Here is a 26,148-nt window from a genome sequence, read left to right on the forward strand (position 1 = left end):
AAGCTAAATCCTTATCCTTTTAAAATAGGGGTCACTTTATCAATGGCTTCTTGTAATTTTTCACTGTTTAACCTATACATTTGTTTGGCGTCTTTTGATTCCGTTCCAAGAGCAAATAGTTCTAAGTCTGCTTGACATTTTTTCAAGGTTGAAAGAATTAAGGGTCTTTCTTGAGGGGGTGCGACTTGTAATTTATCGTCAAACAGATCAATCGTTAACTCTCCGTAAGAATTAACCTGTCCCAGAAATACATTTTCAATCGTTACCCCTAGTTTTTCTAATTCAGTATGTAGCCAAGCCCGACTTCGTCCAATCGTGGCTAGTGGTTCATCCATTATTGTACCATCCATAATAATGGTCTGAGGCTCCTTGATTGAAGCAACCTTCAAGTTTATATCCTTTGCTGTTAAAGGTTGATTTTCTTTCTTTAGCATCACAGATAAATCACCTGTTGCCTCTAAAGCAGCAAATTCTACATCAGAGACTTGAAAGACATCCTTCCTGCGAAGTAGCTCTAACAGTTCATCTGTCGTATATCTTTCCTTTTTTAAATTATCTTCCATAATCTTCCCATCTTTGATAAATACAGTTGCTTTTCCTTCTATAAAATTGCGAAAACGTTTACTTTTTAATGAAATTAAACCAGCGAAAAAGGGAATAGCCGCAAAAATGACAATTCCAATAATTCCGTGAAAAATGTTCCGTTCAAGTCCCATAGCCACTTCTGCACCAATACTTCCAATAGAAATACCGGTGACATATTCAAAGAAAGATAGTTCTGAAATTTGCTTTTTCCCTAACCATTTTGTAATGAAAAATAAAACAGCAACAAATAATGCTGAGCGTACAGTTATCTCTAACCATTCAGGCACTGCTTACACCCCCTGTAAATATAGTTTTTCTAGAAACCTTTGTACTGAAGTTCCTCTCCTTCTAGTTCTCCTACTCTTTTTTTTAAATCTTTTGTTACTTCGTGTACTACCATCATAGCCTCATGCAAAGTTCGCTTCGATTCATCATCAAGAGTCCGTAATGCTAAACTTGAGAGACTTGCTTCTACCCCTTTTAGACTGGCAAAACACTGTTTAACATCTGATCCTACTGTCATCCTAATTCTCCTTATCCTTTTGGCTTAAAAATTAAAGCTCCTATCATGCCGAAAACAATGGCAGCTGAAATACCAGAACTAGTTACTTCAAACATTCCTGTCAGTACACCAACTAACCCATGTTTTTCTGCTTCCTGCATCGCACCATGAACAAGCGAATTCCCAAAACTTGTAATCGGAACGGTAGCCCCTGCCCCAGCAAAATCAATCAAAGGCTCGTATAGTCCAAATCCATCTAAAAGCGCCCCAATCACTACAAGAGCACTTAAGGTATGACCTGGTGTCAATTTAAATACATCAAACATAATTTGCCCAATGATACAAATTAAACCGCCTACGACAAAAGCCCAAAAATAGATCATGTTAATTGTTCACCTCCGTATTCAATTGACACTGCATGGGCGATACAAGGAATTGTTTCATTTTGCTGAAAGGACAACGGTGAAAGCAAAGCACCTGTAGCCACAACTAACATTCGTTTAAATTCACCTTTTTTCATGCGGTTTAATAAATGCCCATAAACTACCGTTGCTGAACAGCCTGCACCGCTTGCCCCTGCAAGAACGGGTTGTCCTTCCCGATAAATCATAAGGCCACAATCTTGGTATTGTTCTTCACTAATAGGAGTTCCATGCTTTTTAAATAGATCCATGGACACTTCCTGTCCGATTTGGCCAAGGTCACCGGTTACAATTAAATCGTAATAAGATGGCTCAACATTTCGTTCCTTTAAATGGGCTTCAATGGTATCAACCGCAGCTGGCGCCATAGCTCCTCCCATGTTAAATGGATCTGTCAATCCCATATCGATTACACGACCAATTGTGGCAGATGTGACATGAGGTCCTTCCCCAGTATCACTTAATAGGGCTGCACCTGCACCAGTAACCGTCCATTGTGCCGTAGGTGGCTTTTGTCCACCATACTCAGTTGGATACCGAAATTGTTTTTCAACAGCTGTATCATGACTGGAAGCTCCTGTTAACAAATATTTCGCTCCTTTTGTATTTACAATATAAGCACCTAGAGCCAGTCCTTCCATCGAGGTAGAGCAAGCACCGAATAAGCCAAAATAAGGCGCTCCAATCGTTCTGCTAGCGAAACTTGTTGGGGTGATTTGATTGATTAAGTCCCCAGCTAGGATAAATTGAACTTGATCCTTTTGTATGCCCCCTTTTTCCATGGCTTTTTGGCAAGCCTCTTCAAAAAGGATTTTATGTGCTTTCTCATAGGAATCCTGCCCAAGCCATAAATCAGCATGAAGAGTATCGAAATCATCTGGGATAGCACCATTGGCTTCAAATGGTCCACCAACGGTTCCAGTGGAGATAATGACAGGCTTTTGTTCGAAGATCCATGTACGATGACCTGCTAGCATTATAAACCACCCCACTGGATTAAAGTGGTTTTAATTAAGGCAATGACAAAAGCAGAAAAAACACCAAATAAAATAACCGCCCCCGCTAATTTAAACATGTTGCCACCTACGCCCAGTACAAATCCTTCGGTTCGATGCTCAATGGCAGGCGATATAACCGCATTGCCAAAACCTGTTACAGGTACAGCTGTTCCAGCCCCACCAAATTGGGCCATTCGATCATATACGCCAAAACCAGTAAGAAGCATTGTAATAAAAATTAACGTACCCACCGTCGGATTTCCGGCCGTTTGCTCAGTAAAATCGAAATAATAAATGTAAAAGTCTGAAATAAGCTGACCAATCAAACAAATAAGTCCACCGGTTAAAAAGGCCTTAATGCAATTTTTAACAACCGGTCTTTTGATCTCTCGTTGTTTTTGCAATTTTTGATATTCCTGTTGCACAGGAGTAAGTTGTTTCTTTTGATTGTTAGACATAACTCGATCCTTCCTCTTTAGGTTTGTTTGTTTTTGACATCTTTAAATTTCCTAAAGTTGACGGTATTGCCTGTCCAGAATTAGTCGATTATAATGTCCGTATATAATTCGAAACATTTCGACATTTATTTTGGGGAAAGGAAAAGACGTCCCCCATAATGTATAACTGCGCCAACAGTTATACAGGAGACGTCCCACAAAAAAAGTATATGATTATTGTATCAGATTATCAGCTGATTGAAAACATACTTACTGGAGTTTTTAGTTAGGGGTGCGGGGAGGATTCCTTCCCCATGCTGCGGGAAAGACATGTTGGTTAGAGGTACAAAGAATCGAAAAGCCAAGGATCATACAGGTCAGAGTAAGACATATAACATCCGAAGATTGCAGTGCACCAATTGTCAGACCATTCATCATGAACTTCCAGATTTATTGATTCCTTATAAACGCTATGAGGCTGAATGTATCGAAGACGTTCTTACGAACCCGTCCACCCACATTGTTCCCGCCGATGATTCCACTCTTTCGAGATGGTACGGCTGGTTTCATCAATTTGTGGATTATTGGATAGGCTGTTTGAATTCCATCATGATCAGAACCAACCAAGGAAATATCCCCCTGGATGTCACGTCCAAATGTTCAGGGACCGCACTTCAAAGGATAGGACGCTTGGCAGGAGATGCCAATGGATGGCTAACAAGAATTGTCCGGCCCATCGTAAATATTAATTTATGGATACACACCCGTTCTGCATTCATTGTCCAATAACACCTGATTTACACTCGTGATAGACACAGAGAGGAGAGTGTATCATGAGGGAACATAAGAAATCAGAGGAATTGGCAGTGCAGCGTTTTCAGCTGATATCCCCTTTATTGGCAGAGGGGCTTGACGCTGGGAAGGTAAAGGAATTAAGAGACCAAATAGTGAAGGCCAGCGGTCTTTCAGAAAGAACCATCAGGCGATATTTGGCTCAATTTCAGGAAGATGGGTTTGGGGGACTAAAGCCACAAGGAAGAAAAGGTGCTCGTAAGTCTGAAGCTATCCCTCCTCATTTATTGGAACAGGCAATCCTTCTGCGTAAGGAAGTGCCAAGCCGGAGCGTAGCACAAATCATACAGATACTCGAGTGGGAAGGGTTGGCTGAGCCAGGACAGATCAAAAGGTCAACGCTCCAGGAAAAGCTCACTGAAAAAGGTTACAGCACACGGCATATGCGACTTTATTCCCAGACAGGAGTAGCTGCCAGGAGATTTCAGAAGCGACATCGCAACCAACTATGGCAATCAGATATCAAGTATGGCCCTTACCTGCCGATTGGTCCCAATGGAATGAAGAAACAAGTGTATCTTGTCGCCTTTATCGACGACGCAACCAGGTTTGTGCTTCATGCAGCTTTCTACCCTACATTGGATTCAAGGATCATTGAGGATTCCTTCCGTCAGGCCATCCAGAAGTATGGTGTTCCAGAGGCTGTCTATTTTGATAATGGAAAGCAATATCGAACCAAATGGATGTCGCGTACCTGCTCAAAAATAGGCACCCGCCTTACTTACACACGGCCGTACTCAGCTGAATCAAAAGGGAAAATTGAACGCTTCAATAGAATCATAGATTCATTCATCAGTGAGGCTGTCATCGAAAAACCCAATACACTTGATCGTCTGAATGAGCTTTTCCAAGTGTGGCTGACAGAGTGTTATCAGAATAAGCCTCATTCTGCACTTGGGGAGAAAATTAGCCCGGAAACGGCATTTCGTTCAGATAAGAAAGCGATTCGGTTCATCGATCCGGATACGTTGAGTAATGCATTTCTCCATTGTGAAACGAGAAAAGTCGATAAATCAGGATGTATCAGCTTCATGGATCAAAAATATGAGGTGGGCCTGGCATTCATTGGACGACAGGTTGAGGTTGTTTATGACCCTGCGAATATCAAGGAGCTGACCATTGAGTTCGAGGATCATACTCCTTGGAAGGCCAAAAAGCTTGTCATAGGGGAAAGAGCTGGGAAGCGTCCTGCATTACCTGAGCACCTACAGGTGCAGGATGTAGAATCTTCAAGACTATTAAAGGCAGCTGAACGAAAGAACCAAAAACGTCAAACTGAACAGAAACCTGCCGTGACCTTCCGTGCCGTTTGGAAGGAGGATGATTCTCGTGTTTGAAGCCTTCTATGAAATGGATAACACCCCTTTCGCCAGAGATCTTCCGACTGATCAATTGTATGATTCCTCCATGATGCAAGAAATCCTTGGAAGGCTGAAGTACACAGCTGAAAGACAGCTTTTTGCCGTTTTGAGTGGGGATAGTGGTACTGGAAAGACCACGACCATCCGTAAGTTTGTGGACAAATTGGATAAAGGGAAATTCCATATCCTTTACCTGTCCGACTCTAAATTAACACCTCGTCATTTTTACAAAGGTCTTTTGGAACAGTTAGGCTCCGAAGCGAAGTTTTATCGAGGAGATGCAAAACGGCAGCTTCATCGTGAGATTGAATTAATGAAAGGCATACGAGGGCTACAACCTGTGGTGGTAGTGGACGAAGCCCATCTTCTGGACCGGGAAATGCTTGAAGAGGTTCGTTTCTTACTGAACTTCAAAATGGATTCGCAAAGTCCGATGGCACTCATTCTCGTCGGTCAAAGTGAATTGTGGGATCGTCTTCGACTCCAATCCTACGCAGCGATACGCCAAAGAATCGATATCCAATTCCAGTTAGGACATCTCGATCGTGCCCAGGTTGAGGAATATGTTTCTAGGCATCTTCGTTATGCTGGAGTTGATCAACCAATTTTCTCTGACGGGGCGCTCGACGAAATCCATCGGTTTTCTGGTGGTGCCGCAAGGCTGATAAATAAACTCTGCACACATAGTCTACTCTATGGCTCACAAAATGGCCGAAGGATCATTGACGACCATATGATCAAGCAAGTCATACAGGGTGAGCTTTCATGAAAAGTCGCTGGAAAGAAATGAATTACAATGAAGAGTTGGATTGTTGGGTCGTGTTTTGGGGAGACAATTCTGGTTATAAGATGAGATGTGGTGAATGGTTTGATCTACATCTGGGAAGTGGGAAGACTCTTTCCTGCCGCTTGGAATTGGGCAGAGACTGGTATATCCTTACGGGTCGAAATGATGTTAGGTTCTACCTTAAGAAAAATGAGACGTATCAAGTTGATTTGTAAATCATTAGGGAAGCATGTGAACTGCTTCCCTTTCATTTTTGGACAGTGAATCCGTCAGTTTTAGGACAATCAACACCGTCAAGTTCTGGACATTGGAGAACGTCATTAACAGTTTGTTCCTTCATAAGACTTTTCAGTTTGTTCAAATCCTTTTTTAAGTTCTTCTTATTCATATCGTTTTTTTTCAGTCTTTGCTCGACCTTTTCAAGCTCCCAGAATATTTTTTTATCAGTCGAAACAAAAACTTTATAGTCCGGATATATTTTTTCTAAGTCGGATTTTACTGACTTCTCGATACTCTTTAATCGAAATCGATCAAAATTCTCAACTTTAATCGCTGCCAAAAGCTCTTTATCAGTATTCACAGCTTTTACGTCTGTAATATCTTCCTTGGCAATTATCTTTTCTTTCGCATGATTGGCAACGGATTGATCAATTGGCTTACTTGTATGTACTTGTGAAATACCAAAAGTACTATTACCTTGAATAAATTCATTTTGATTACCATTACATCCTGATGCGAAACCAATGACCATTATAATAAAAAGTAGGTTTTTCAATGTGGTTATTTTATCTTTCAAAAAAATCACCTCCATGTTTTTCCATTATTTGAACAGCTGAAAAAAGGTTGGTTAAGAGGCCAACCTTTTTTCGCCTTACTAATTACTGTTGTTTGTATTGAGGTTCTTCTTGTTCGATTTGTTGAACACGTGGTTCAATGCTGTCTACAACGGATTGGGTTTGCTTAGCTGCATCTTGGTAAAGTTGCTTAGCTTGTTGATTATCTGTACCAAGAGCAAATGTTTCAAAACTTGCTTGAGCACTTTTCAATCCTGCTAGAGCTGTTTTAACGTCATTTATTACTGTCATGATAATTTCCTCCTTGAATTTTTTTTTACTCTTTTATATTGCTTTATGGAGAATTTTTTATTCAATGATTTTTGGGAAATTTAAATCTAAATTATTTTTGACGTATAGCTCCATTTTTTCGATAATAACCCCTTTTCCATATCCCCATCATTTCTTCTATTTCTTGTTGACAGCAATAGCTCTTATAACTTTTCATTTTTTCTTTTCTCAACTTCAATTTCTTTTACACCCCTACCTTTATAAAATAAGATGATTGTATTTCCTGAAAGGACTAATATTTTTCCCGTTTTTCGGATATTATCCCAAAGTTTCAAGTTTTTCCCTCTTAATCATCCTATTTATGGGTATTTAACATTGAAAATGTAATAACAAAGATAAACGCATGCATTTGTCGCCGTATTAAGGTTTGTCTAATACATAAAAAGGAACTGTTTTGTTATTAAACATCAAATTTTTCATACATTTTAGAAGGTGAAAAAATGACAACAAAACAAAAAAGGAAAATCCTTTCAACGTTTAAAGTTAAAACCAAAAAAGGACATTGAAGAAATAAAACTTGGGATTAAACTGGGAGACAAAAGGAAACCAAAAATCCGAGATTGGGCGAAAGAGATGTATAGCTATATTTGATGGGGATTAATACAGAATTACAGGTAGGTGACATTGTCAAATTAAAAGTTGGAGATGTGAAAGGGAAAAATTACTTTTATATTCTGGAAGGCAAGACAACAAAAAACAGAAACTAAATATTAGTATGCTATCTAATAGAATTGATAAAAAAATTGGATACATAATTGTTTCAAACTAAAAAGAATCAATATCTCTACATAAGAATACAGGGAAAAAGTGTTTATAATACTCATTAGAAGGTATGATAAAGAAGGAATTGGCAAACTTTGCACCAAAGATTCACTGTAAGCCAGTTTCTTTTTTGGATAGGTTTTTAAAATCGTGTTTTAATCAAATATTAAATTATGGCTCTTATCACAAAAGGCAAAGGGATATCATCAAATTAAAGATATATTTTACGCTTCTGTTAGAGATACCGACCATTCACTAAACATTAACACATTTGATATTAGCGACTAATCTTAAAACGATATCCCCTCTCTATATTAATCCTTTTCTAGACTTGATCGGCAAATAGAGAGATTTAACCTGAAAGTCGAGGCGGCTGCACTTGATTCGGGGTACCTTACAAATCCTATTTGTAAAGGCTTATCTGAGAATTCATAAAGGTAATCATCAAACAAGAACTAGATGATTAACTCCCCTCTATCTATTTCAACTGAATTGGTGTCCATTTTTATGATCAAAAATAAAGTCCTCTATAAAGAGCGATAGTGCTTCTACAATTCTCAAACCTTTTTAAATAGCCGTTTAATAAGCAGTCAATCTCGTATGTTAGTTGTTACCTTATAAAACTACACAGCTAACTCGTTTCCTTTGCGTATCCAATGAACTCTTTAATATTGTCAAACCGGGGGTCATCCCGTTACGACAATAAGTTCGGAATCTTCATGGTGACTGATATTAAATTAAAAACTGTCCAAATTTTCTTTTCTATTGGCAGTAGGATTTATTAACCAGTAAAGTTATTTGGAGAGACCATATAAACAAGCGTATATCCATCGGGTTCGCTGTTTGCTAATTCACCCCTACCAATCCAACCTTCACCTTTTTGACACAATACACCCAAGAGAATTAAAAATGAAGGCAAAAAAACCACCCACGATGTTGTGAGGGGTCTCATTGTGTTTATATGTGTTTATAAAGTTTGTTGATGTCAATGAAAAAACGTGTTAAGAATCGAAAAAGAAAGCTTGTATGTACCTGTGAAATACTCAAATCGTTATTATTTTCACCCAACTGATTCTGGCTTTCGTTACATCCTGATCCTATTCCGATAACCGTTAATACTAAAAGACCGATCTTTAAATTGTTTTATTTTATATATCATGAATAATCACCTCTGTGTTTCATCCATTATTGAGAGAGTAAAAAGGTTGGTTTACTCGACCAACCTTTTTTTGTCTTTTAATTATTGTTGTTTGTATTGTGGTTCTTCTTGTTCGATTTGTTGAACGCGTGGTTCAACGCTTTGTAAAACAGATTGGGTTTGTTTAGCAGCATCTTGGTAAAGCTGCTTCGCTTGTTCATTATCTGTACTAAGAGCAAATGTTTCAAAGCTAGCTTGAGCGCTTTTTAATCCGGCTAAAGCTGTTTTAACGTCATTTATGACTGTCATGAATAACACCTCCTATTATTTTTTTTGAAACCTTTCTTAGAATGTTTGAAGATAGAAATATTTATTCATACAAAGTTTTTAAAATTCGAATTATATTTTTATTATTTTCGGAAAAAATACTCTTGGCAAAAAAAATCAAGGAAGAGAGAATAGGGTAAATTTTACGGTTGTACTTTTGTAAAAGCTGATTAAAGTACAATTGTTTTACAATTCGAGGGGGATTTTCCTTTTCGAGAAGCAAGACTGGTATGCTTATTTAGAAATGGAGTATTGATGCAGTTTGTATTTTTCATAAAATTAAAAAAGAGGTAGACGGAGTATGTATAAGGACTATCCTGAAACGATTTATATGGACCAAAACCACGAGCAAGGTGTAAGCAATTTAATAAAAATATAAATCAGTATTTTTCCAATCCTATTATACATAAGGAAATTAATGGTGATAAAATATATGTTGCCTTGGACCTAGACAGAATCTGGAATAGGATAAATTAATATTTAGTTTAGCCACAAATACTCCCCACCTGCGTATAGGTGGGGAGTATTTAATGCTATCTAAAGGTGGGGGTCTTTAAAACTAATCTAAAATACCTGCATATTTTTGACCGCTGTGTGGCAATCTACCCAAGTGATTACAACATTGTTAACAAGGAGGAAACATCATGCAACAACCGCAGACGGGTATGGTTAATCAACAAGCACAAGCTTTCATGACGCAGCCGCCTGAAATAATGTCAACAAAGGATCATCTCTATTTAAACGATATGTTAAGCTGGAATCTACTTGCGATGAAGAAAATGCATTTTTTCGCTCAACAATGTCAAAATCCAGAAGTAAGAGCAGCACTTGAACAAGCTGGACAAATGCACGACCGACACTATCAACAGCTGCTTCAACAGATGCAACAGTATGTAACTCAACCTTCACAAAATATGAATCAATAAGGAGGATACGATAGTGGAAAATAATAATCCAAACAAAATTAAGAATCCTGAAACACCAGTTCCCAAGACGCCGCAAATGAACGATAGAGATTTTCTAAACGATGCCTTAACTACGGAAAAATATATATCTTCCTCATATTCGACTGCATTAAAAGAAGCAAGCCATGGGTCGTTGTATCGTACAATTGCGTCTATTTCCCAAGAAACTGAAGACTGTCACCGGAATCTATATAACTTAATGTTTAAAAACGGATGGTACGCTTTGGAAAAAGAAACTCCACAAACTATTCAACAATCGGTTCAACAATTTTCTAACTACATGCAAAGCCAAGATCCATATAGAGGCAATTTAATACAATAAAGAACAAGTGTTCAAGGAGAACAAACTCAGGGTACACACAACAATAATTATGCAAGACAAAAGGTTGGTTGGATGTTAACCAACCTTTCTCTTCTTTAGAACCTTCCTACAAACGTGTTCAAAGTATTAAATTGCTCAAATCCTGCCATATAAATACTAAAATAATGGTTGTGTTAAAAATGAATCAAGAAACTAAAATTGCAAATGAGCTTCAGAAAATGTTGACTGAAAATCAAATCCCTGTTTCCGTCCAGGAAGATATTAATGTGCTCTCTGAAAAATTAGCTAATGGAGATATTACACTTGGTGAATTAGAAAATAAAGATCAGTTTGTAGAAGAGGTTATTCAGAAAGCAAAAAATAGAATCGGATAAAATAGGGAAACTTTGTAATATTATCTATCATAAGTCTATACATAATTGCTTATTGCTGTATTTCATCAAATTTCTTTTTAGACTATCTGAATAAATAAAGAATAAACGGAGAAAATAATTTAGAAATTACAACAATCGAAAGGGCGGTAAAGATGAATCTTAAGTGGATGAAACTTTTATCAACAGTTTTTCTTTCAATTTTCTTGTTATTAGGGTGTAATAATGGAGATGACGATAATAATCCACCACCTGAGGATGTAACTCCAGGGACAGAGGAACCAATTGAAGATCCTAACGACGCAACAGATCCAGATACTATTGATGAAAATAATGTCACCCCTGATACAGAAGAATCAATTGAAGATACTGAAGACGCAACAGATCCAGATAATATTGATGAAAATAATGACAACACTAATACAGAAGAACCAATTGAAGATCGTAAAGATGTAAATGACGCAGATAATAAAGATGAATAAGTTTATACACCGTTTGTTCTCAAACGGTGTTCTTTATGTATCAAGGTTTGAGAATGATAATAAGAAATTTGATTATTATATTGAAGCATTTTCTAATAATAAAAGTATATAGAGGTGTCTCATGACAAAAATACCAAGGTCCTTATTGGTTACTGTTTCCGTACTTATTCTTTTATCCATAGGGTTATTATTCTTAGTACAAAATACAAGAAACAAAGAGAATCACGAAAATAAAACAGTTGCTGTCAAAAACAATACCCCTATAACCAATGTCCAAAATGTTGAAAAAGAAAAAAATGTTCTTCAAATAAACAGCCTTTCCATGGGTCAAACCATCAAGAATCAATTAAGAAATGATCCTTCCGTTTTTCTAATAAAACACAATGAAAAAACGGAGAGTCATTATATTAAGAAAGAAGTAAACGTTGCATTCAAGACTCTTCCCTCAACAAAGGAATTAGAAAGGATGGCACAGGAGATCAATGGCACGATCATTAAAAAGCAAAATTCTACGATTGTTTTTCGTTCTAATACGCTTTCGACCAAGGAACTTATTGAATATTTTAACAGTCAGGCTATGGTTGAATTTGCTGAACCCAATTATCTTTATCTGCAAAATCAAATTGGACTTCCTAATGATTTGCTATATAGAGAACAATACCAATGGAACTTATCGGCAATTCAAGCAGAAGCAGGCTGGGATATCACCAAAGGGGATGAACATATCATTATTGCTGTTATAGACACTGGCGTTGATCTGGACCATCCTGATTTGAGAAGACGAATTACAAATGGTTATAATGTACTGTTGAATAATAATTTCCCTGATGATGACAACGGGCATGGCACCCATGTAGCAGGAATCATTGCATCAGAAACAAACAACCATGAAGGTGTTGCAGGCATCACTTGGTATAACAAAATTATGCCTATAAAAGCAATGGGTGCCGAAGGGCATGGGACGACCTTTGATATAGCAAAAGGGATTTTTTGGGCAGTGGATCATGGAGCCGATATCATTAATATGAGTTTAGGCAATTATCAGCATTCTTCCCTTTTAAAAGGGGCAATCGATTATGCATACAGTAAAAATGTTGTCTTGATTGCTGCAGCAGGAAATGAAAATACTATGCAGCCGAGCTTTCCAGCTGCTTTTCCTAATGTTCTCAGTGTCGCTGCCGTAAGTTACACCGGACAACGTGCCCCTTTCTCAAATTATGGAGATTATATCGATGTTGCAGCTCCCGGAGTTCAAATTCCGAGCACCTATTTTAACCAGCAGTATGCAGCTTTATCAGGTACTTCTATGGCTTCGCCTCATGTGGCAGGACTTGCTGGCCTCTTGCTTTCAGTAAACCCTAATTTAACGAACCAAGAAGTAATAGACATTATTAAGAATTCTACTTATGATTTAGGAATCCCTGGAACTGATCACGAATTTGGTAGTGGCTTAATTAATGTAAAGAATGGATTGGAAGATGCCCAAAGCAAAAGGCAATAATCCCTTTTTGAAACCGTTGCTTTTCGTTGTTATAAAACTTCTACATGATGTACATTGTTTGTACATGATAATGGAAAAACTAAGGAGGGAATTTTAGTTGGAGTGGATTTTTTATCTATACCTGTTAAATACGTTCTTTATGTTATTCATAGCAATTTGGGAAGTTCGTCGGCCAGCCAAAGCTTTGAATTGGATAGTAATCGTCCTTGTTTTGCCTGTCATTGGTTTCTTACTATATCTTAGCATATCAAATCCCAAGCTTATTCATCGTAAAAGATTGACCTCTTCTCATAATGAGTCTGATAAGTTACCTGATACATATAGTGATTCAGCATCGATAATCGCCGATGCTTTAAGGTATTTTACTGTAGGCGGGCTTGGCTTCGAGTCGGCAAAGTCCAAGCTGGAGTTCAAATCTACCAGTACGACAAAGGAATGATACATGCGAAGGTGTTGACCATCGATGAGGAGATTGCTGCCGTAGGCTCAGCAAACTATGATATGAGAAGTTTTCGCCTGAATTATGAGGTGTGTCAAGTCGTGTACAGTGCTGATGTGGCAAGGGAACTCACAGAGCAGTTCGAGAGGGATCTTACTGATTCTGTACCATTAAGAATTGAAAACTTGTTGCAACGATCCCTGACCGAGCGCATTGTTGAACAGGGTGCTCGCGTGCTTTCTCCATTATTATAAGTTGAAAAAACCGGTATTATTTATCTTTCTGATTTTAATTAGCTTACATGTTGTAATATAAATATTTTAAAACATGAGGATTTTTGAAATCGAGTGAAATATAAAATGGAGGAATAAATTTTGGGTGAAGTTTTTTTGGGTTTACTGACAATCAAAGTCATAGTAGGTTTTGTCACCTTATTTTTTATCATTATCATAACCGGTAGAACATCAATCTCTCAGTTAACCCCGTTTCACTTAGTTTTTGTATTAGTGCTTGGAGATTTTTTAGGAAATACCATTTATGAAAATAAGGTAGGGATTTTTCACTTTTTATATGCCATCGGATTGTGGACGCTTCTCATGTTGGGGATAGAGTTCTTGACTCTAAAAAATAAATCGACACGTTCTCTCTTATTGGGCATATAATTACATAACTGTGGGTTTTTGGTCATTTAAAATCAGGATAAAATTGGAAGTTATAAAAAATATTCTTATACATCATTCTAATAAAGTAAAAATTAAAGGCAGCGTTATTTATAACAGTAAAAAATGACGTAAAGACAGGGCTAGCTTCGAAACATTTGCAATCAACAAGCTAAGCAGCTTTACCAAGAGGCTACACACTCAATCCGTTCTACACAGCGTTGAACCACGCGTTCAACAAATCGAACAAGAAGAACCGCAATAAGCCCAAGATGGAAGCCAAGCTTCCCAAGGCAGTACGCAAGGAGCACAAAATCAATAAGGAAATGAGTTTACAAGCAAAAATAATGAACAACAAGTAAGACAACAAAACAAACAAGCCCAGTCTCATAAAAAAAATAACTGAAGCACACGTTCGTAAAAATTACAATTCTAAGCTTTATGTCGCAACATTCTTGGTATATTACAGAGAGCGAATAAAAACTAAGCTTTCTTACCAGATCAATGCTTTTCAAATCCTATCATACATAGGGAGATACATGGGAATAAGGTATTCGTTCCATTGGATTTAAAGAGAATTTGGAATCAATAAAAGTTTTTAGCAATGAAATATAGCAACCGTTTTGATTATAAGGCTTTCCATTAATTCTTCTAGCTGAGTGGCGCTAAACGCTCCGTCAATGTGAAGATCATCTAATTTATTCTTTACATCTTGAACAATCTTAGGATCAACAATGTCACGCATGTAAAGAATTGCAACGGTTGTTTTCGTGCGAACGCCTACTTTTTTCGTTTCATAAACCATGCTGCTTGATTTGATTCGTTTCCGAATTAACGCCACATTGACTCCCACTTCTTCCACAAATCCATCCTTTGGCCCCCGTACCGAAAGCATTCGCATCATCTGTACGTTCTTTCAAGCTGCGCGTAATATCTGCTGTTCTACTCATTTTAATTTGCAGGCCTTCATAATGGTTTTCCAAGAGATTTCGGATGCTATGGGAAATATTTAAGGTAATTTCTTTTTCCTGCATCCCATTGCCAATAGCTCCTGGGTCCATTCTCCCGTGACCAGGATCTAAATATAATTTAAACATTTTACACCACCTCGTACAAATAAAATATGATCGAAGAGTAACGGAGGTATAGGAATTCGTCTGAGATACATATAAAAATAGGTGATGATAGGCATTACATTTCATTGAATAAGATGATTTATTTTAAAGCTAAGAAATTTTCCAAATGCGAGACCATATGTATGAGCAGCAATTAATGTTCCATATTTTTCGTGGGTCAGGCAAACTCTTGTTCATCTAGACAGTAGGCTGATTGATTATTGATGCTTCTTTCTTAACAAAACACCTAAGTGATTCTCTGTGCATATACTGTATCATTACTACAGGATTATGATTAAATACAACTCAATCCATACACAAAATAATCAAGGAGAGGTTAATTTTGAAAATTCCAAAGACAGCCAAAGTTAGTATCCCCTTTCCATCCGTATGGGGGATTGATGCTTCTATTGCGGGGAGATCCATTATTAGAGGTATACTTACCATTGATTCCATTGTAGACAACAAAGTAGTAGGTACAGTTAATTTTCGTGGTATACCTATTCCGATTAATGGGTATTGGGACGAAAGCGCTAAACAAATAAGTTTCGATTCACCATATGCCTCCTTTTTTGGCAACTTGACAATATTTGATGAGACCGCTATAAGCATTCGGCATTTCATTTTAAGTGGACGGTTTATAATGAAACCTACCTCTTTGCTGGCTGGTGAATACGGAAATTGGATTGCTACAACCTTTACAACCCGTTTGGGACCTCCCATATATACTAATGTTTTACCACCTGCTGGTGCCTTTTCAGTCTCAAGTATGCTCTTGGGACAGCAATTGTTTTAATTAGACCATGACTTTATAAAAACAACCTTCCTTTGTGACTAAGGTTGTTTTTTAAAAGTGTTCTCGAAAAATACAGCCTTGCTTTAAATCTGAGTTTAGCGTATATCTCCGTTAAAATGTACTCGGAACCCTTTGATGATCGTGCCTAGTTAGATAAACAAATATTGATACTTCCTTATAGAAATAGCCTGCTTGGTTAGGTACGTTGTTTCACAATCCCCGGAAATTTTTAATATAAGTAATGAATGCTTATTTTTTTCCTTCCGATAGCTTTCTATATAAAGAAGCTCTAGATACATTTGTAATTTCACAAATTTGATTTACAGTCATATTTCCTTCTTTATATAGCTTTACTGCATAATTCATTCCTGCGTGATTTTTATGATATTTCTTTAACCGTCCTTTAAACTTCCCTTCTTTCTTTGCGAGCTCAATTCCTTCACGCTGACGCATACGAATAAGGTCTCGCTCTAATTGGTTAACACCAGCCATTACCGTAATTAAGAATTGGCTATATGGATTATCTTCTGATAAATCTAGCCATGTATCCTTAAGTGATTTTAAGCTTGCCCTAGAACGACTCGAATACATACGAGGAATGGAATTAGAAACGGTACAAATTAGTCATTTGCATCGCAATCGCCTGTTACAACTATCTCGCTTAGGCTCAAGATATGAGCCATATGCATTCCGTGACTTTCAAGAAAATAAGCGATATTCGATATTAACCGTCTATTTATTACATCTTACTCAAGAGTTAACGGATAAAGCTTTTGAAATTCATGATAGACAAATACTTAGTCTGTTATCAAAAGGCCGTAAGGCTCAAGAGGAAATTCAGAAACAAAACGGTAAAAAGCTGAATGAGAAAGTTATACACTTTACGAACATCGGACAAGCTTTAATCAAAGCAAAAAAGGAAAAATTAGACGTTTTTGAGGTTTTAGAATCCGTTATCGAATGGAATTCTTTTGTCTCTTCGGTCGAAGAAGCTCAGGAGCTTGCACGCCCTGCCGACTATGATTATTTAGACTTACTGCAAAAACGATTTTATTCACTTAGAAAATATACGCCAACGCTATTAAGGGTATTGGAATTTCATTCTACAAAAGCAAATGAGCCACTTTTACAAGCTGTTGAGATTATCCGTGGAATGAACGAATCCGGAAAGCGAAAAGTGCCTGATAACTCACCTGTGGATTTTATTTCAAAACGTTGGAAAAAGCATTTATACGAGGATGATGGTACAACAATCAATCGTCATTACTATGAAATGGCTGTTTTAACAGAACTTCGGGAGCATGTTAGGGCAGGAGATGTTTCCATTGTTGGCAGCAGACAATATAGAGACTTTGAAGAATATTTGTTTTCAGAAGATACATGGAATCAAACGAAGGAGAATACAAGATTATCAGTTAGTTTATCATTCGAGGATTATATGACGGAGAGAACCAGCAGCCTTAACAAAAGGTTAAAGTGGTTAGCTACCAATTCCAACAAGTTAGACGGGGTTTCTCTTGAAAAAGGAAAGCTGTCAATTGCACGCTTAGAAAAAGATGTTTCAGAAGAAGCAAAAAAATTTAGTGCAAGCCTGTATCAGATGCTACCAAGAATAAAATTAACCGATTTACTGATGGATATTGCTTATATAACAGGATTTCATGAGCAATTTATTCATGCTTCCAATAATCGAAAACCGGATAAAGAAGAAACAATTATTATTATGGCTGCTCTTTTAGGAATGGGAATGAATATTGGTTTAAGCAAAATGGCTGAAGCAACATGGCTGAAGCAACACCCGGACTTACATATAAGCAATTGGCCAATGTATCACAATGGCGCATGTATGAAGATGCAATGAATAAAGCCCAAGCCGTATTAGTAAATTTTCATCACAAATTGCAATTGTCCTCCTATTGGGGAGACGGTACAACATCCTCGTCCGATGGTATGAGAATGCAGATAGGCGTTTCATCGCTACATGCAGATGCAAACCCACATTATGGAACTGGAAAAGGAGCCACCATCTATCGTTTTACAAGTGATCAATTTTCTTCTTATTACACAAAGATTATTCATACTAATTCAAGGGATGCGATTCATGTTTTGGATGGTTTGTTACACCATGAGACGGATCTAAATATAGTAGAGCATTATACAGACACAGCTGGTTACACAGACCAAATATTCGGACTGACCCATTTATTAGGATTTAAATTTGCTCCAAGAATACGAGATTTATCAGACTCGAAATTATTTACAATAGATAAGGCAAGTGAGTATCCAAAATTAGAAGTCATTTTACGTGGACAAATAAATACAAAGGTCATTAAAGAGAATTATGAGGATGTTTTGCGATTAGCTCATTCTATAAGGGAAGGAACAGTTTCAGCATCCCTTATTATGGGGAAATTAGGTTCTTATTCAAGACAAAACAGCTTGGCTACAGCCTTACGTGAGATGGGCCGAATAGAAAAAACGATCTTTATTTTGAATTATATTTCGGATGAATCATTAAGAAGAAAAATACAAAAAGGATTGAATAAAGGAGAAGCCATGAATGGACTGGCAAGAGCTATTTTCTTCGGAAAACAAGGAGAGCTTAGGGAACGAACCATACAGCATCAATTGCAAAGAGCCAGTGCCTTAAACATCATTATCAATGCCATCAGTATCTGCAATACTTTACATCTAACAAAGGCAGTTGAATATCAAAAACGGTCAGGTAGTTTTAATGAAGAATTATTGCACCATATGTCACCTCTAGGTTGGGAACATATTAATTTACTTGGAGAATACCATTTTAATTCGGAGAAAATGGTCTCGTTAGATTCTTTAAGACCCTTGAAACTTTCTTAACGTTGTTAAAACTGGGGGAATAGTCGGGGAAATGGGCTTAGCGTTGTAAATCCGCATTTTCCTGACTGTACCCCTTCATGCACATAAAAGATTAAGATATTTCTCTTTTCAAATATACTAGAAGAAACCAATTCCATGGTTTCAGTTTTCTTAGCAAATTCCCTAATCCCTTTCTCGATGTCCTTTTCATTTTTGAATTCATAAATAAAAAAGGGTTTCACACTTAACAGATAACTGCCTGGTGTTACATTTCTTAAATCGGTCCCGAAGCTGTTCCCATGTGGAATATCTGCTTCAACTAATTGAATACCATTCTCTTGTAGCGTCTTTACAACGTCTTCTTCCGAAATATGAGAACTATCACTGACCGATTGACAGGAAACCAATAACAAGAGAAAGTATAAACTTAGAATCTTTCTCAGTTCACTCACCTCACCTCATGATTTCTCACTTCTTCCATTTTGGCAAAAGATAAAATGGTCCTCAGGATTCCAAACATGCAGATGGTCTGCCAAGTATCCGCGTAGCCACAATACACCGTTTATTCGTTGTAAGGCCGCCAACCTCAAACTGTTCTGGAGATAAATGTGCAGTGAGGGTATATCTTTTCATTTGGAATATGCATTTTAAGTCACTCCTTACAAAGGATGAACGGATTTATACTATAATATAGAATAATGACTCAAGAGAGTTTCCAAGCTAGATCTTTACATACGGACTAACTGGGGAATGGTTTCAATTTTTAATAAAGTTACCTTAATGCATAATTATAAAAACAGCATCATACCAGGTGCATCCAATTCTCGGGTTTTAAAGCCTAGTTTCTGATAAAACTCTTGTTTCCCTTTTGCACAAAATAATTGAACCCACTTGATTCCTTCCTTTTCACATTTGCTTAGCAATTCTTTCATTAACTTTTTCCCGATTCCTTGTTTTTGGTGATCAGGATGAATCATGACATCACAAATAAGAGTTTGATATATTCCGTCAGATATTATCCGGCCAAATCCTATTAAATTTTTATCATGATAAATAGAAACGGAGTACCAACTGTTGCAAATAGCCGTATATAGTTGGTCATATGTATATAAGCCTTTAGCATTCCATCCAGTTGTTTGATGCAAACTGATAAAATCTTCCTTTGTAGGACTTAAATCATCGAGTTTAATCTCCATAAATATCCTTCCCCCATCCTGTAGTACATCTATAAATTATTTTTTCAACCCATAACCTTGATAAACTAACTCCCAGTTAAGAGGTCCAGCCATTCTGTTTTCTATTTGTCCCAAAGACTTAAAGCCATATTGTACATAAAGAGAATGTGCATCTTTTGTAGCCAGTTGGAAACTTGTTCCTTTTAATTTAATTAAATAATTTTTATCTGTAATCATTCTCTGACATGTATTTACCTCCTAAATCATATTTGTATATTTATACCATTAATCACATTATTATTCAACTATTCAAAAAAAAGAGGACCAAGAATTTTATTTCGGTTTGGTCCTTTACAAAAAATATTAAAACTTTATTTACACATTTCGAAACTCATTTACGGTGAGAATAATAGGTAAATAACTTTCCCTAGGATGGACTAAAGCATAAAATACAAATCATTAATATTTTTAGGCTGATTTTATTTGGTCTTTTTCATCTGAAAACAATAGCCTTGCAGAAATTAATCGGTTTCGAACTATAACACCAATCCACGAAGCAAGAGAAGCCTTGATTAACCCAACAAGGATGAATGGAGTAAATCCACCTGCAAAAGCAGCTGACCAAGAAAGATCGGCAGCTATCTTTAGCCAAGCTGTGCCAAATGTCAAAGTAACGAGCATACCAATACTATTTGCAATCACAGCATTCTTGAAGTTGAAGCCTCTTTTTTCCATAAACCATCCGATTATGAAGGCAGTTGGAAGGAAACCAACTAAATAACCTCCAGTAGGTCCAATAAGCTTTGAAACTCCCCCTGAAAATTCAGCGAATACGGGTACTCCTGCAGAACCAATAATTAGATATAAAATGACCGATAAGGTTCCATAACGTGAACCCAGGATGGTTGCTGCTAAGCCAATGGCAAGGGTTTGTCCTGTAATTGGAACGAGCGGAAGTGGAATGGTCATTTGAGCCAATACGCCAATGATTGCAGCAAAAAGTGCGGTCACAATCATCATTCTTAATTTCAGTTGTTCATTTTTCATTTGTTTCTCTCCTTTTTATTGTAAACTAATTTTTATTTTGGTTAACAATTAAACTTTATTAATATTTTGAAAATTTGTCAACAAAAAAAGAGGTGTCAGGTCACCTCCTAGGATTTATTTTACATACACCTCAATTATGACTTTTCAAGCTAAACTTCCGTTTGACGTTTATCAAAAAGATATGTCACTCTTCATCCGTGACCGTTACGTTATGACATTCAATTAGAATGCGTCCCATCACAGATATGCCACCCTCTTTCTTTATTCCATTCTTTCACAACTGACATCAAAGAACCATTCATCTTATTGCTCCCCTTAATCCAATATTGCAAAAAAAAGCCAGCATAGGAATAGGGAGAATTCCCCAATCCTATACTGGCATTAAAATCTAGCTTATAAATCTAGACTCCGTTAACCTTCACATTTTTAGTATTTTTTTAAGATTGTTAGATTCGGGCTCTTAACCTTTATCCTACATAAATATATACTATTTACTTTACACTTTCAAACCAATTATCTATCTCTTCTATATTTTTTTAACATTTTGATATCTTTTTCTTTGATATCTTCAGTTTTCCAATTGGGTTCTTCACTATTTTTACTATAAATCCTAGTAGACTTATTACTAATTACTTAATCAAAAGCATTTCCATTTTATTATTAACTACCTCTATTGTTTTAAAAAATGGCCCCTTCTAACAAAATGCCTCTCATTGTTCAAGTGTATTCGTTCCATTCCTTTTATACTTTTTGTAGGCTAACGGTGTCATGCCGATCGCATTTCGGAATTTATCAATGAAGTAGCTGGTGCTGTTAAATCCTACCTGATAGGCAACATCGGTCACATTGGAATCGGATTGTTGCAATAAAATTAAGCTTTTTTGGATGCGGTAATCAGTGACATAATTCAAGGGCGTGTTCTTCAACATCCGTTTGAAATAGCGACAACATTCCGATCGGCTTAATTGGCCAGCTCGTGCAATATCCTCCAAAAGAATTTTCTCCGCATAATGCTGATGGATCCAATGGAGCATTTGCTTCATTCGTTGGCTTTTTACAATTTCCGATTGCTCGACCTCTAATGAAACACCATTCATGATAAGATTCTTCCAAATATACGTTAGATGTACACTGATGTCAATTTCATAGTAAGAAGGTTTTTCTTTTATCAACTGACTGATTTTCATCATCGAGTCTAGAATCGTACTCGCCCACTGCTCGTTGGCGGATAGAATTATATAAGGGATATTCGTCGCCTGAATATAGGGATATACGAAGGTGGAATACAGCTCTTGTGAGAGAACAAAGCTTGGTAGAACATTCAAACAAAGATACACACAACCCGAATCATTTTTATCTTTTGCCATGTGAAGGCAGCCAGCATTAATAAATAGTCCTTCCCCTTTTTGAACCGTAACCACTTCTTCATTGATTTGAAAAATGGCCTCTCCTTTTATCACCATAACAAACTGGAATTCTTCATGCCAATGAAGCGGGATATATCCATTAATATTTTGATTAATCGTTGTTTCGTAACAGGCAAAAGGTAACACCACGGTTCGATGTGCTGTTAATTCTTTTAAACTATGGTCAATCATAAATTTTTTTATTTGCATGGTATCACCTCAATATTTTTATATTTTTCTATTCAATATAGATATTTTTTCACGGCTTCCCAAGGTAAGATAGTACATATTATAGCACTATTTTTATATTTAAAGGAGAAGCCAAATGAGTAGAAACAAAGGGATTTTTCTAGTGATAACAGGAGCGACGTTTTGGGGAATTGGAGGAACTGTGGCAAAAAAGCTTTTTGAACAATATGGAATCGATATCGATTGGCTGGTAACGACGCGATTGCTGATCGCTGGATTTTTACTTTTAACCATCCATTTCTTTGGAAAAGATCGTTCGCAAATCCTTGGAGTTTGGAAAACCAAGCATACGGCCATTCCTTTAGTCATTTTTGGTTTACTTGGAATGCTTGCCGTTCAGTACACCTATATGGCTTCCATTCAACACGGAAATGCTGCAGTGGCCACTCTATTACAATATTTAGCACCTGTCATGATTATCGTTTACTTGATTTTACGCCAACAAGCCGTACTTACAACAAGAGATTTGATTACCGTTTCGCTAGCCCTAGTCGGGAGTTTTTTCTTATTAACAAACGGCTCCATCTCTCAATTATCTGTCCCTACACCAGCCATCGTTTGGGGATTATTATCAGGAGCCGCCTTAGCCTTTTATACCTTATATGCCATTCCCTTACTCAAACAATACGACTCTCTTGTTATTGTTGGATGGGCGATGATTATCGGTGGTTTTGCCTTAAGCTTTATCCATCCACCTTGGCAAATTGATTTGAAGACTTTACCTTTCGAAGCCTATCTATACCTCATCTTTGTTATTATTTTTGGTACCATGATCGCCTTTTGGTTTTATATTGAAAGTTTGCAAAGTCTACTCCCTAAAGAATCTAGTCTACTAGGAAGTATCGAACCACTTGCGGCCGTATTAACCACCGTCTTTTGGTTAAAAGAACCCTTTGGAATGTTCCAATGGGTAGGCACCACTTGCATCCTTTTCATGATTGTATTTTTGGCCTTAAGTAAAGCCTCTACTTCAGAGGTAAGTTACTAAATAGCAAATGCCCCTTTCCAGTTCGCTGAAAGGGGCATTTTTAAAAATATCGCAGTATTGATTTCATCTGGTAATTTCTTTTTTTGTCAGTACATTAAATTAGTTATGTATGATTTTTCTGTCATCCGCATTAGGAGGTTGCTCCATCCAATTATTCATAATCATTAACTTACCAAAACTTCCATAAACAAGTAAATCATCTAAAATTGCTTTTTCACATAACATTGCAATATCTGCTCTCATACTGTAAATCGCAGCAGTTCCGTAATAGGATATAGCTGCAGCAAATAAAGAGCCTGCATGAAACAACATAAGTTTATCAGAAAATGGTGCTATATTTGAATTTGTTAATTCTGAGTCAAATGTACGAGGTATATGCAGGTTTTCTTCTAGTAATAATTTTGAAAAAATGCCAAGGTGTTTATTAGCTGCATTAATACACTTTTCTAGAACCTATTTACTTCTTTATCTTTACATACTTGTCTAAAGGCGATTAGACATCCCTTTGTAATGGAACTTTTTTCTAAATTAAAATATATATTACCACTTTCAAGAGAATTCATGGTTCTTTTATTACCAAATATATCCGTTACATAATCAAGAGTGCTGATAAAATGAATTTTATCTGGTGTTGAATACAATGGAGGTTTATCTATAAGATTTTTATTAACAAGGACTGCTAATGTTTCGTTATATAAATCCATAGTGGTAATATTACATTGATAATAAAAATCTCTTATATTCTTACGAATGGAAAGAGTAAAAGCTAGGCTGTAAGACTGTGCTGCGTGCATAAACATAGTATGAATATAATGTAAGCAAAAAATATCAGTAAATAAAGGAGGAGCATCCAAATTAACATCTTCTTCATCAAATCCTTTAGGAACAGGAAAATCTTCTTGTTTAAATACTTCCTTCAGTTCTGTTAGATGCTTTTGAGCAAGTTTATGAGCAGTTTGGAAAACTTTTTTTATCTCAGAATCTTGAATGTTCTTATGCATGTACTTGATCACACAAATCCCCATTGTCTCACGTATGTAATGGGTCCACAAATTTGCTATTTCTGGAGAGGTTAATCTATCAGTATTTTGATTCATTTTTTTCATCCTATAATTTTTTATTTTGTTTATTGTTTTCCATTTTTCAAACCATTATGTATTGACATGCTCTTTAACACAGCCAAAAAAACAAAAAAATCACAACCATGATTTGTTGTGAATTCTTTGGTTTATACTGTGCGAATATTAATCATTTATCTTCGGTATATGTGTGTTTGCTATTAGTAAGTTTCTGTAAATCTCCTCTAAAAAATGTATCTTTACATTCCTCTATTTTAAACGGAATCAACGGTGAAAGATAAGGAACGCCTACAGATTTTAGACTCACCATATAGATGCCCAAAAGGTTGGCAACAGTTCATCATTAGAAATGATTGCTTTTGAAATTTTGTTTGGCAAATCGTCGTTATGAAAATTGTCTATCGCAATATAAACGCCAGGCAAATACACTCCTAATACAAAGGCGATGAAACGCATGATTCGATTTGTAAACCTGCCCATTGATATGTGGTAATCATCAGCTCCTTGCATAAAATCTATAAATAATGCAGGCGCTATGATAGCAAAAGGATATCCATCCACAATAACTACCACTCTCCCTTCAAATAAGGAAGATACTACCCCATCAATCCGTTCTGAATGTCTTACTCGAGCAAAAAAAGACTTTGGTTTTCCTTCTAACACATCCTCTAATACTCTTTCACTAAGAACATACTTTATGTTTAGACTTTTCAGCCTCTTTTTTACTTCTTTTAGGATTCCTTTATCAACCATTCCTTCTAAATATAAAATAGAAACAGATGTGGGTGAAATGGAACCAATGTTTATTGTTTCTACACAAAAATCGGGAGTTTTTAATGAACTTCTGATCAAATTTATATTTGTTTTCATTTTTTCTGTTAATCCAATTTGTGGACCTCTTGAGGAACGTTCTCCAATTGATGCTTCGATACTTCTTTCGGGCCATTTAGGAGATGGTATTATTATTCCTTTTCGATACCCGTCAATCAGTAATATGGTACTTCCTTGTACAAGACTATCGGTCAATACCTTATACTCCGTAGTGGTTTTCACATCTGCCGATTCAATTATTCTTTCAATGACTTGATCAACTATTGATTCCCTAAAACTAACAATCTTGAACGGTTCTAGTAAAGGCTTTATGACGTTCTCCTGAATCAGATCTACATCCATAATTCCGTCCAGATAAACGATATTTATATCAAAAGATCCTTTGGAGCCCACCTTTATCTTTCTAACAATAAGGTCAGATGTATCGTGAAAAGTGTTCTTTATATTCATCATATTTTCTTTTAAGCAGTTTTGAATTTCTATATTAGTCACCCTTCTCCCTCCCTTAAAAGTGAGTATTTGGAATGGTCAAATTACTATACTTTTACAAGCAATCTGAACTGTCGGATATAAGGTGTTCTGATTAGAAG

The 26,148-nt window shown here is 36.5% G+C and carries 33 protein-coding genes and 5 pseudogenes; 15 read left to right on the plus strand and 23 right to left on the minus strand.

Translation table 11 applies throughout. From position 1 onward, the window contains the following. Positions 1 to 11: 11 nt before the first annotated feature. The 5 genes from MKX65_RS12105 to spoVAC are packed head-to-tail and all read right to left on the minus strand — an operon-like array spanning position 12 to position 2,965. Positions 12 to 872: a DUF421 domain-containing protein gene (locus MKX65_RS12105; protein ID WP_340903786.1), complete on the minus strand. Its 861-nt coding sequence runs from the start codon at positions 870 to 872 to the stop codon at positions 12 to 14. 29 nt (positions 873 to 901) lie between these two features. Next, positions 902 to 1,108, minus strand: coding sequence for a DUF1657 domain-containing protein (locus tag MKX65_RS12110; protein ID WP_009336483.1), 207 nt, complete (start codon positions 1,106 to 1,108; stop codon positions 902 to 904). 11 nt (positions 1,109 to 1,119) lie between these two features. Then, positions 1,120 to 1,470 carry a stage V sporulation protein AE gene (gene spoVAE, locus MKX65_RS12115; RefSeq protein ID WP_098797242.1) on the minus strand — a complete coding sequence of 117 codons (351 nt, stop codon included), beginning with the start codon at positions 1,468 to 1,470 and terminating at the stop codon, positions 1,120 to 1,122. Beyond that, entirely contained in the window at positions 1,467 to 2,486 is a 1,020-nt protein-coding gene (gene spoVAD / locus MKX65_RS12120) for a stage V sporulation protein AD (protein WP_340903788.1), read from the minus strand. Before spoVAD ends, spoVAE begins: the two co-directional genes overlap by 4 nt. Continuing rightward, positions 2,486 to 2,965: a stage V sporulation protein AC gene (spoVAC, locus tag MKX65_RS12125; RefSeq protein ID WP_009336486.1), complete on the minus strand. Its 480-nt coding sequence runs from the start codon at positions 2,963 to 2,965 to the stop codon at positions 2,486 to 2,488. Before spoVAC ends, spoVAD begins: the two co-directional genes overlap by 1 nt. A 237-nt stretch (positions 2,966 to 3,202) precedes the next feature. Between spoVAC and MKX65_RS12130 the strand changes: the two genes are divergently transcribed. From MKX65_RS12130 to MKX65_RS12145, 4 genes are read left to right on the plus strand one after another with little or no spacing between them, the layout of a single operon-like run. After that, positions 3,203 to 3,733, plus strand: a complete 531-nt coding sequence (locus tag MKX65_RS12130) for a DUF6431 domain-containing protein (RefSeq protein WP_340902976.1) — start codon at positions 3,203 to 3,205, stop codon at positions 3,731 to 3,733. 44 nt (positions 3,734 to 3,777) lie between these two features. Continuing rightward, positions 3,778 to 5,133 (plus strand): DDE-type integrase/transposase/recombinase, encoded by a 1,356-nt coding sequence (locus MKX65_RS12135; protein WP_160549917.1) that lies wholly within the window; start codon positions 3,778 to 3,780, stop codon positions 5,131 to 5,133. Next, on the plus strand, positions 5,126 to 5,926 hold the full coding sequence (locus tag MKX65_RS12140) for an AAA family ATPase (protein WP_197197386.1): 801 nt from the start codon (positions 5,126 to 5,128) through the stop codon (positions 5,924 to 5,926). The genes MKX65_RS12135 and MKX65_RS12140 overlap by 8 nt, the downstream gene beginning before the upstream one ends. Beyond that, a complete protein-coding gene (locus MKX65_RS12145) occupies positions 5,923 to 6,159 on the plus strand; it encodes a DUF5348 domain-containing protein (protein ID WP_340902974.1) in 237 nt (78 codons plus the stop codon). The genes MKX65_RS12140 and MKX65_RS12145 overlap by 4 nt, the downstream gene beginning before the upstream one ends. A 32-nt stretch (positions 6,160 to 6,191) precedes the next feature. Here the strand turns inward: MKX65_RS12145 and MKX65_RS12150 are convergent, their stop codons facing one another. The 5 genes and pseudogenes from MKX65_RS12150 to MKX65_RS12170 form a co-directional block, all read right to left on the minus strand. Beyond that, positions 6,192 to 6,740 (minus strand): YhcN/YlaJ family sporulation lipoprotein, encoded by a 549-nt coding sequence (locus tag MKX65_RS12150; RefSeq protein WP_340903789.1) that lies wholly within the window; start codon positions 6,738 to 6,740, stop codon positions 6,192 to 6,194. A gap of 82 nt (positions 6,741 to 6,822) precedes the next feature. After that, complete coding sequence (locus MKX65_RS12155) at positions 6,823 to 7,029, minus strand: DUF1657 domain-containing protein (RefSeq protein WP_009336488.1); 207 nt, start codon at positions 7,027 to 7,029, stop codon at positions 6,823 to 6,825. A gap of 182 nt (positions 7,030 to 7,211) precedes the next feature. Further along, positions 7,212 to 7,343, minus strand: coding sequence for a hypothetical protein (locus MKX65_RS12160; protein WP_340903790.1), 132 nt, complete (start codon positions 7,341 to 7,343; stop codon positions 7,212 to 7,214). 979 nt (positions 7,344 to 8,322) lie between these two features. Continuing rightward, positions 8,323 to 8,447: pseudogene (locus tag MKX65_RS12165) on the minus strand (tyrosine-type recombinase/integrase); the annotation flags it as partial. A 623-nt stretch (positions 8,448 to 9,070) separates the two neighbouring features. Continuing rightward, positions 9,071 to 9,277 carry a DUF1657 domain-containing protein gene (locus tag MKX65_RS12170; protein ID WP_145582939.1) on the minus strand — a complete coding sequence of 69 codons (207 nt, stop codon included), beginning with the start codon at positions 9,275 to 9,277 and terminating at the stop codon, positions 9,071 to 9,073. 662 nt (positions 9,278 to 9,939) lie between these two features. Between MKX65_RS12170 and MKX65_RS12175 the strand changes: the two genes are divergently transcribed. The 8 genes and pseudogenes from MKX65_RS12175 (at position 9,940) to MKX65_RS12205 (ending at position 14,037) form a co-directional block, all read left to right on the plus strand. Beyond that, a complete protein-coding gene (locus tag MKX65_RS12175) occupies positions 9,940 to 10,221 on the plus strand; it encodes a hypothetical protein (RefSeq protein ID WP_041844980.1) in 282 nt (93 codons plus the stop codon). A 13-nt stretch (positions 10,222 to 10,234) separates the two neighbouring features. Next, a complete protein-coding gene (locus tag MKX65_RS12180) occupies positions 10,235 to 10,582 on the plus strand; it encodes a spore coat protein (protein ID WP_328823061.1) in 348 nt (115 codons plus the stop codon). A gap of 179 nt (positions 10,583 to 10,761) precedes the next feature. Beyond that, positions 10,762 to 10,956: a hypothetical protein gene (locus MKX65_RS12185; RefSeq protein ID WP_160549815.1), complete on the plus strand. Its 195-nt coding sequence runs from the start codon at positions 10,762 to 10,764 to the stop codon at positions 10,954 to 10,956. A 152-nt stretch (positions 10,957 to 11,108) separates the two neighbouring features. Further along, positions 11,109 to 11,435: a hypothetical protein gene (locus tag MKX65_RS12190; protein WP_340903793.1), complete on the plus strand. Its 327-nt coding sequence runs from the start codon at positions 11,109 to 11,111 to the stop codon at positions 11,433 to 11,435. Positions 11,436 to 11,556: 121 nt separating this feature from the next. Then, a complete protein-coding gene (locus tag MKX65_RS12195) occupies positions 11,557 to 12,936 on the plus strand; it encodes a S8 family peptidase (protein ID WP_340903794.1) in 1,380 nt (459 codons plus the stop codon). 139 nt (positions 12,937 to 13,075) lie between these two features. Further along, the gene (locus tag MKX65_RS27085; protein ID WP_411233864.1) at positions 13,076 to 13,375 is read left to right on the plus strand and encodes a PLD nuclease N-terminal domain-containing protein; all 300 of its coding nucleotides are present in this window, start codon (positions 13,076 to 13,078) and stop codon (positions 13,373 to 13,375) included. After that, positions 13,333 to 13,629: pseudogene (locus MKX65_RS27090) on the plus strand (phospholipase D-like domain-containing protein); the annotation flags it as partial. The gene MKX65_RS27085 and the pseudogene MKX65_RS27090, both read left to right, overlap by 43 nt. Positions 13,630 to 13,749: 120 nt before the next feature. Then, positions 13,750 to 14,037, plus strand: a complete 288-nt coding sequence (locus tag MKX65_RS12205) for a hypothetical protein (RefSeq protein ID WP_299095162.1) — start codon at positions 13,750 to 13,752, stop codon at positions 14,035 to 14,037. Between the two features lie 595 nt (positions 14,038 to 14,632). Here the strand turns inward: MKX65_RS12205 and MKX65_RS12215 are convergent. Together MKX65_RS12215 and MKX65_RS12220 are read right to left on the minus strand one after the other, a co-directional pair. Beyond that, positions 14,633 to 14,875 carry a spore germination protein gene (locus MKX65_RS12215; protein WP_340903797.1) on the minus strand — a complete coding sequence of 81 codons (243 nt, stop codon included), beginning with the start codon at positions 14,873 to 14,875 and terminating at the stop codon, positions 14,633 to 14,635. After that, positions 14,829 to 15,131 (minus strand): N-acetylmuramoyl-L-alanine amidase family protein, encoded by a 303-nt coding sequence (locus tag MKX65_RS12220; RefSeq protein WP_340903798.1) that lies wholly within the window; start codon positions 15,129 to 15,131, stop codon positions 14,829 to 14,831. Before MKX65_RS12220 ends, MKX65_RS12215 begins: the two co-directional genes overlap by 47 nt. A 361-nt stretch (positions 15,132 to 15,492) precedes the next feature. Here MKX65_RS12220 and MKX65_RS12225 point away from each other — a divergent pair, with 361 nt between their 5' ends. Then, a complete protein-coding gene (locus MKX65_RS12225; RefSeq protein ID WP_340903800.1) occupies positions 15,493 to 15,945 on the plus strand; it encodes a hypothetical protein in 453 nt (150 codons plus the stop codon). Positions 15,946 to 16,194: 249 nt separating this feature from the next. On the opposite strand, the pseudogene MKX65_RS12230 reads toward MKX65_RS12225, so the two are convergent. Then, a pseudogene (locus MKX65_RS12230) lies at positions 16,195 to 16,518 on the minus strand (helix-turn-helix domain-containing protein); the annotation flags it as partial. On the opposite strand from MKX65_RS12230, the pseudogene MKX65_RS12235 reads away from it, so the two are divergent. Further along, a pseudogene (locus MKX65_RS12235) lies at positions 16,514 to 18,804 on the plus strand (Tn3 family transposase); the annotation flags it as partial. The pseudogenes MKX65_RS12230 and MKX65_RS12235 sit on opposite strands and share 5 nt — an antisense overlap. Positions 18,805 to 18,809: 5 nt before the next feature. Here the strand turns inward: MKX65_RS12235 and MKX65_RS12240 are convergent. From MKX65_RS12240 to MKX65_RS12265, 6 genes and pseudogenes are all read right to left on the minus strand, one after another. After that, positions 18,810 to 19,235, minus strand: a complete 426-nt coding sequence (locus MKX65_RS12240; RefSeq protein WP_340903801.1) for a hypothetical protein — start codon at positions 19,233 to 19,235, stop codon at positions 18,810 to 18,812. 6 nt (positions 19,236 to 19,241) lie between these two features. After that, positions 19,242 to 19,358, minus strand: a pseudogene (locus tag MKX65_RS12245) (helicase); the annotation flags it as partial. Positions 19,359 to 19,571: 213 nt separating this feature from the next. Beyond that, positions 19,572 to 19,979 (minus strand): GNAT family N-acetyltransferase, encoded by a 408-nt coding sequence (locus tag MKX65_RS12250; protein ID WP_160549401.1) that lies wholly within the window; start codon positions 19,977 to 19,979, stop codon positions 19,572 to 19,574. A 36-nt stretch (positions 19,980 to 20,015) separates the two neighbouring features. Continuing rightward, positions 20,016 to 20,195 carry a hypothetical protein gene (locus MKX65_RS12255; protein WP_340903802.1) on the minus strand — a complete coding sequence of 60 codons (180 nt, stop codon included), beginning with the start codon at positions 20,193 to 20,195 and terminating at the stop codon, positions 20,016 to 20,018. 231 nt (positions 20,196 to 20,426) lie between these two features. Further along, entirely contained in the window at positions 20,427 to 21,005 is a 579-nt protein-coding gene (locus MKX65_RS12260) for a biotin transporter BioY (protein ID WP_340903803.1), read from the minus strand. A 710-nt stretch (positions 21,006 to 21,715) separates the two neighbouring features. Next, positions 21,716 to 22,621: an AraC family transcriptional regulator gene (locus MKX65_RS12265; RefSeq protein ID WP_340903804.1), complete on the minus strand. Its 906-nt coding sequence runs from the start codon at positions 22,619 to 22,621 to the stop codon at positions 21,716 to 21,718. 115 nt (positions 22,622 to 22,736) lie between these two features. Between MKX65_RS12265 and MKX65_RS12270 the strand changes: the two genes are divergently transcribed. After that, on the plus strand, positions 22,737 to 23,648 hold the full coding sequence (locus MKX65_RS12270) for an EamA family transporter (RefSeq protein ID WP_160549406.1): 912 nt from the start codon (positions 22,737 to 22,739) through the stop codon (positions 23,646 to 23,648). Between the two features lie 99 nt (positions 23,649 to 23,747). Here MKX65_RS12270 and MKX65_RS12275 read toward each other — a convergent pair whose 3' ends face one another. The 4 genes from MKX65_RS12275 to MKX65_RS12285 all read right to left on the minus strand — a co-directional run bounded on the left by MKX65_RS12275 (position 23,748) and on the right by MKX65_RS12285 (position 26,050). Beyond that, complete coding sequence (locus MKX65_RS12275; RefSeq protein WP_340906240.1) at positions 23,748 to 24,086, minus strand: DUF3231 family protein; 339 nt, start codon at positions 24,084 to 24,086, stop codon at positions 23,748 to 23,750. An 8-nt stretch (positions 24,087 to 24,094) separates the two neighbouring features. Further along, positions 24,095 to 24,745, minus strand: a complete 651-nt coding sequence (locus tag MKX65_RS12280; protein ID WP_340903806.1) for a DUF3231 family protein — start codon at positions 24,743 to 24,745, stop codon at positions 24,095 to 24,097. Between the two features lie 151 nt (positions 24,746 to 24,896). Next, positions 24,897 to 25,037 (minus strand): spore germination protein, encoded by a 141-nt coding sequence (locus tag MKX65_RS27095; protein ID WP_445677915.1) that lies wholly within the window; start codon positions 25,035 to 25,037, stop codon positions 24,897 to 24,899. Further along, positions 25,031 to 26,050, minus strand: a complete 1,020-nt coding sequence (locus tag MKX65_RS12285; protein ID WP_340903808.1) for a spore germination protein — start codon at positions 26,048 to 26,050, stop codon at positions 25,031 to 25,033. The genes MKX65_RS27095 and MKX65_RS12285 overlap by 7 nt, the downstream gene beginning before the upstream one ends. Between the last annotated feature and the right edge of the window lie 98 nt (positions 26,051 to 26,148).

The organism is Robertmurraya sp. FSL R5-0851 (assembly GCF_038002965.1).
Lineage (GTDB): Bacteria > Bacillota > Bacilli > Bacillales > Cytobacillaceae > Robertmurraya_A > Robertmurraya_A beringensis.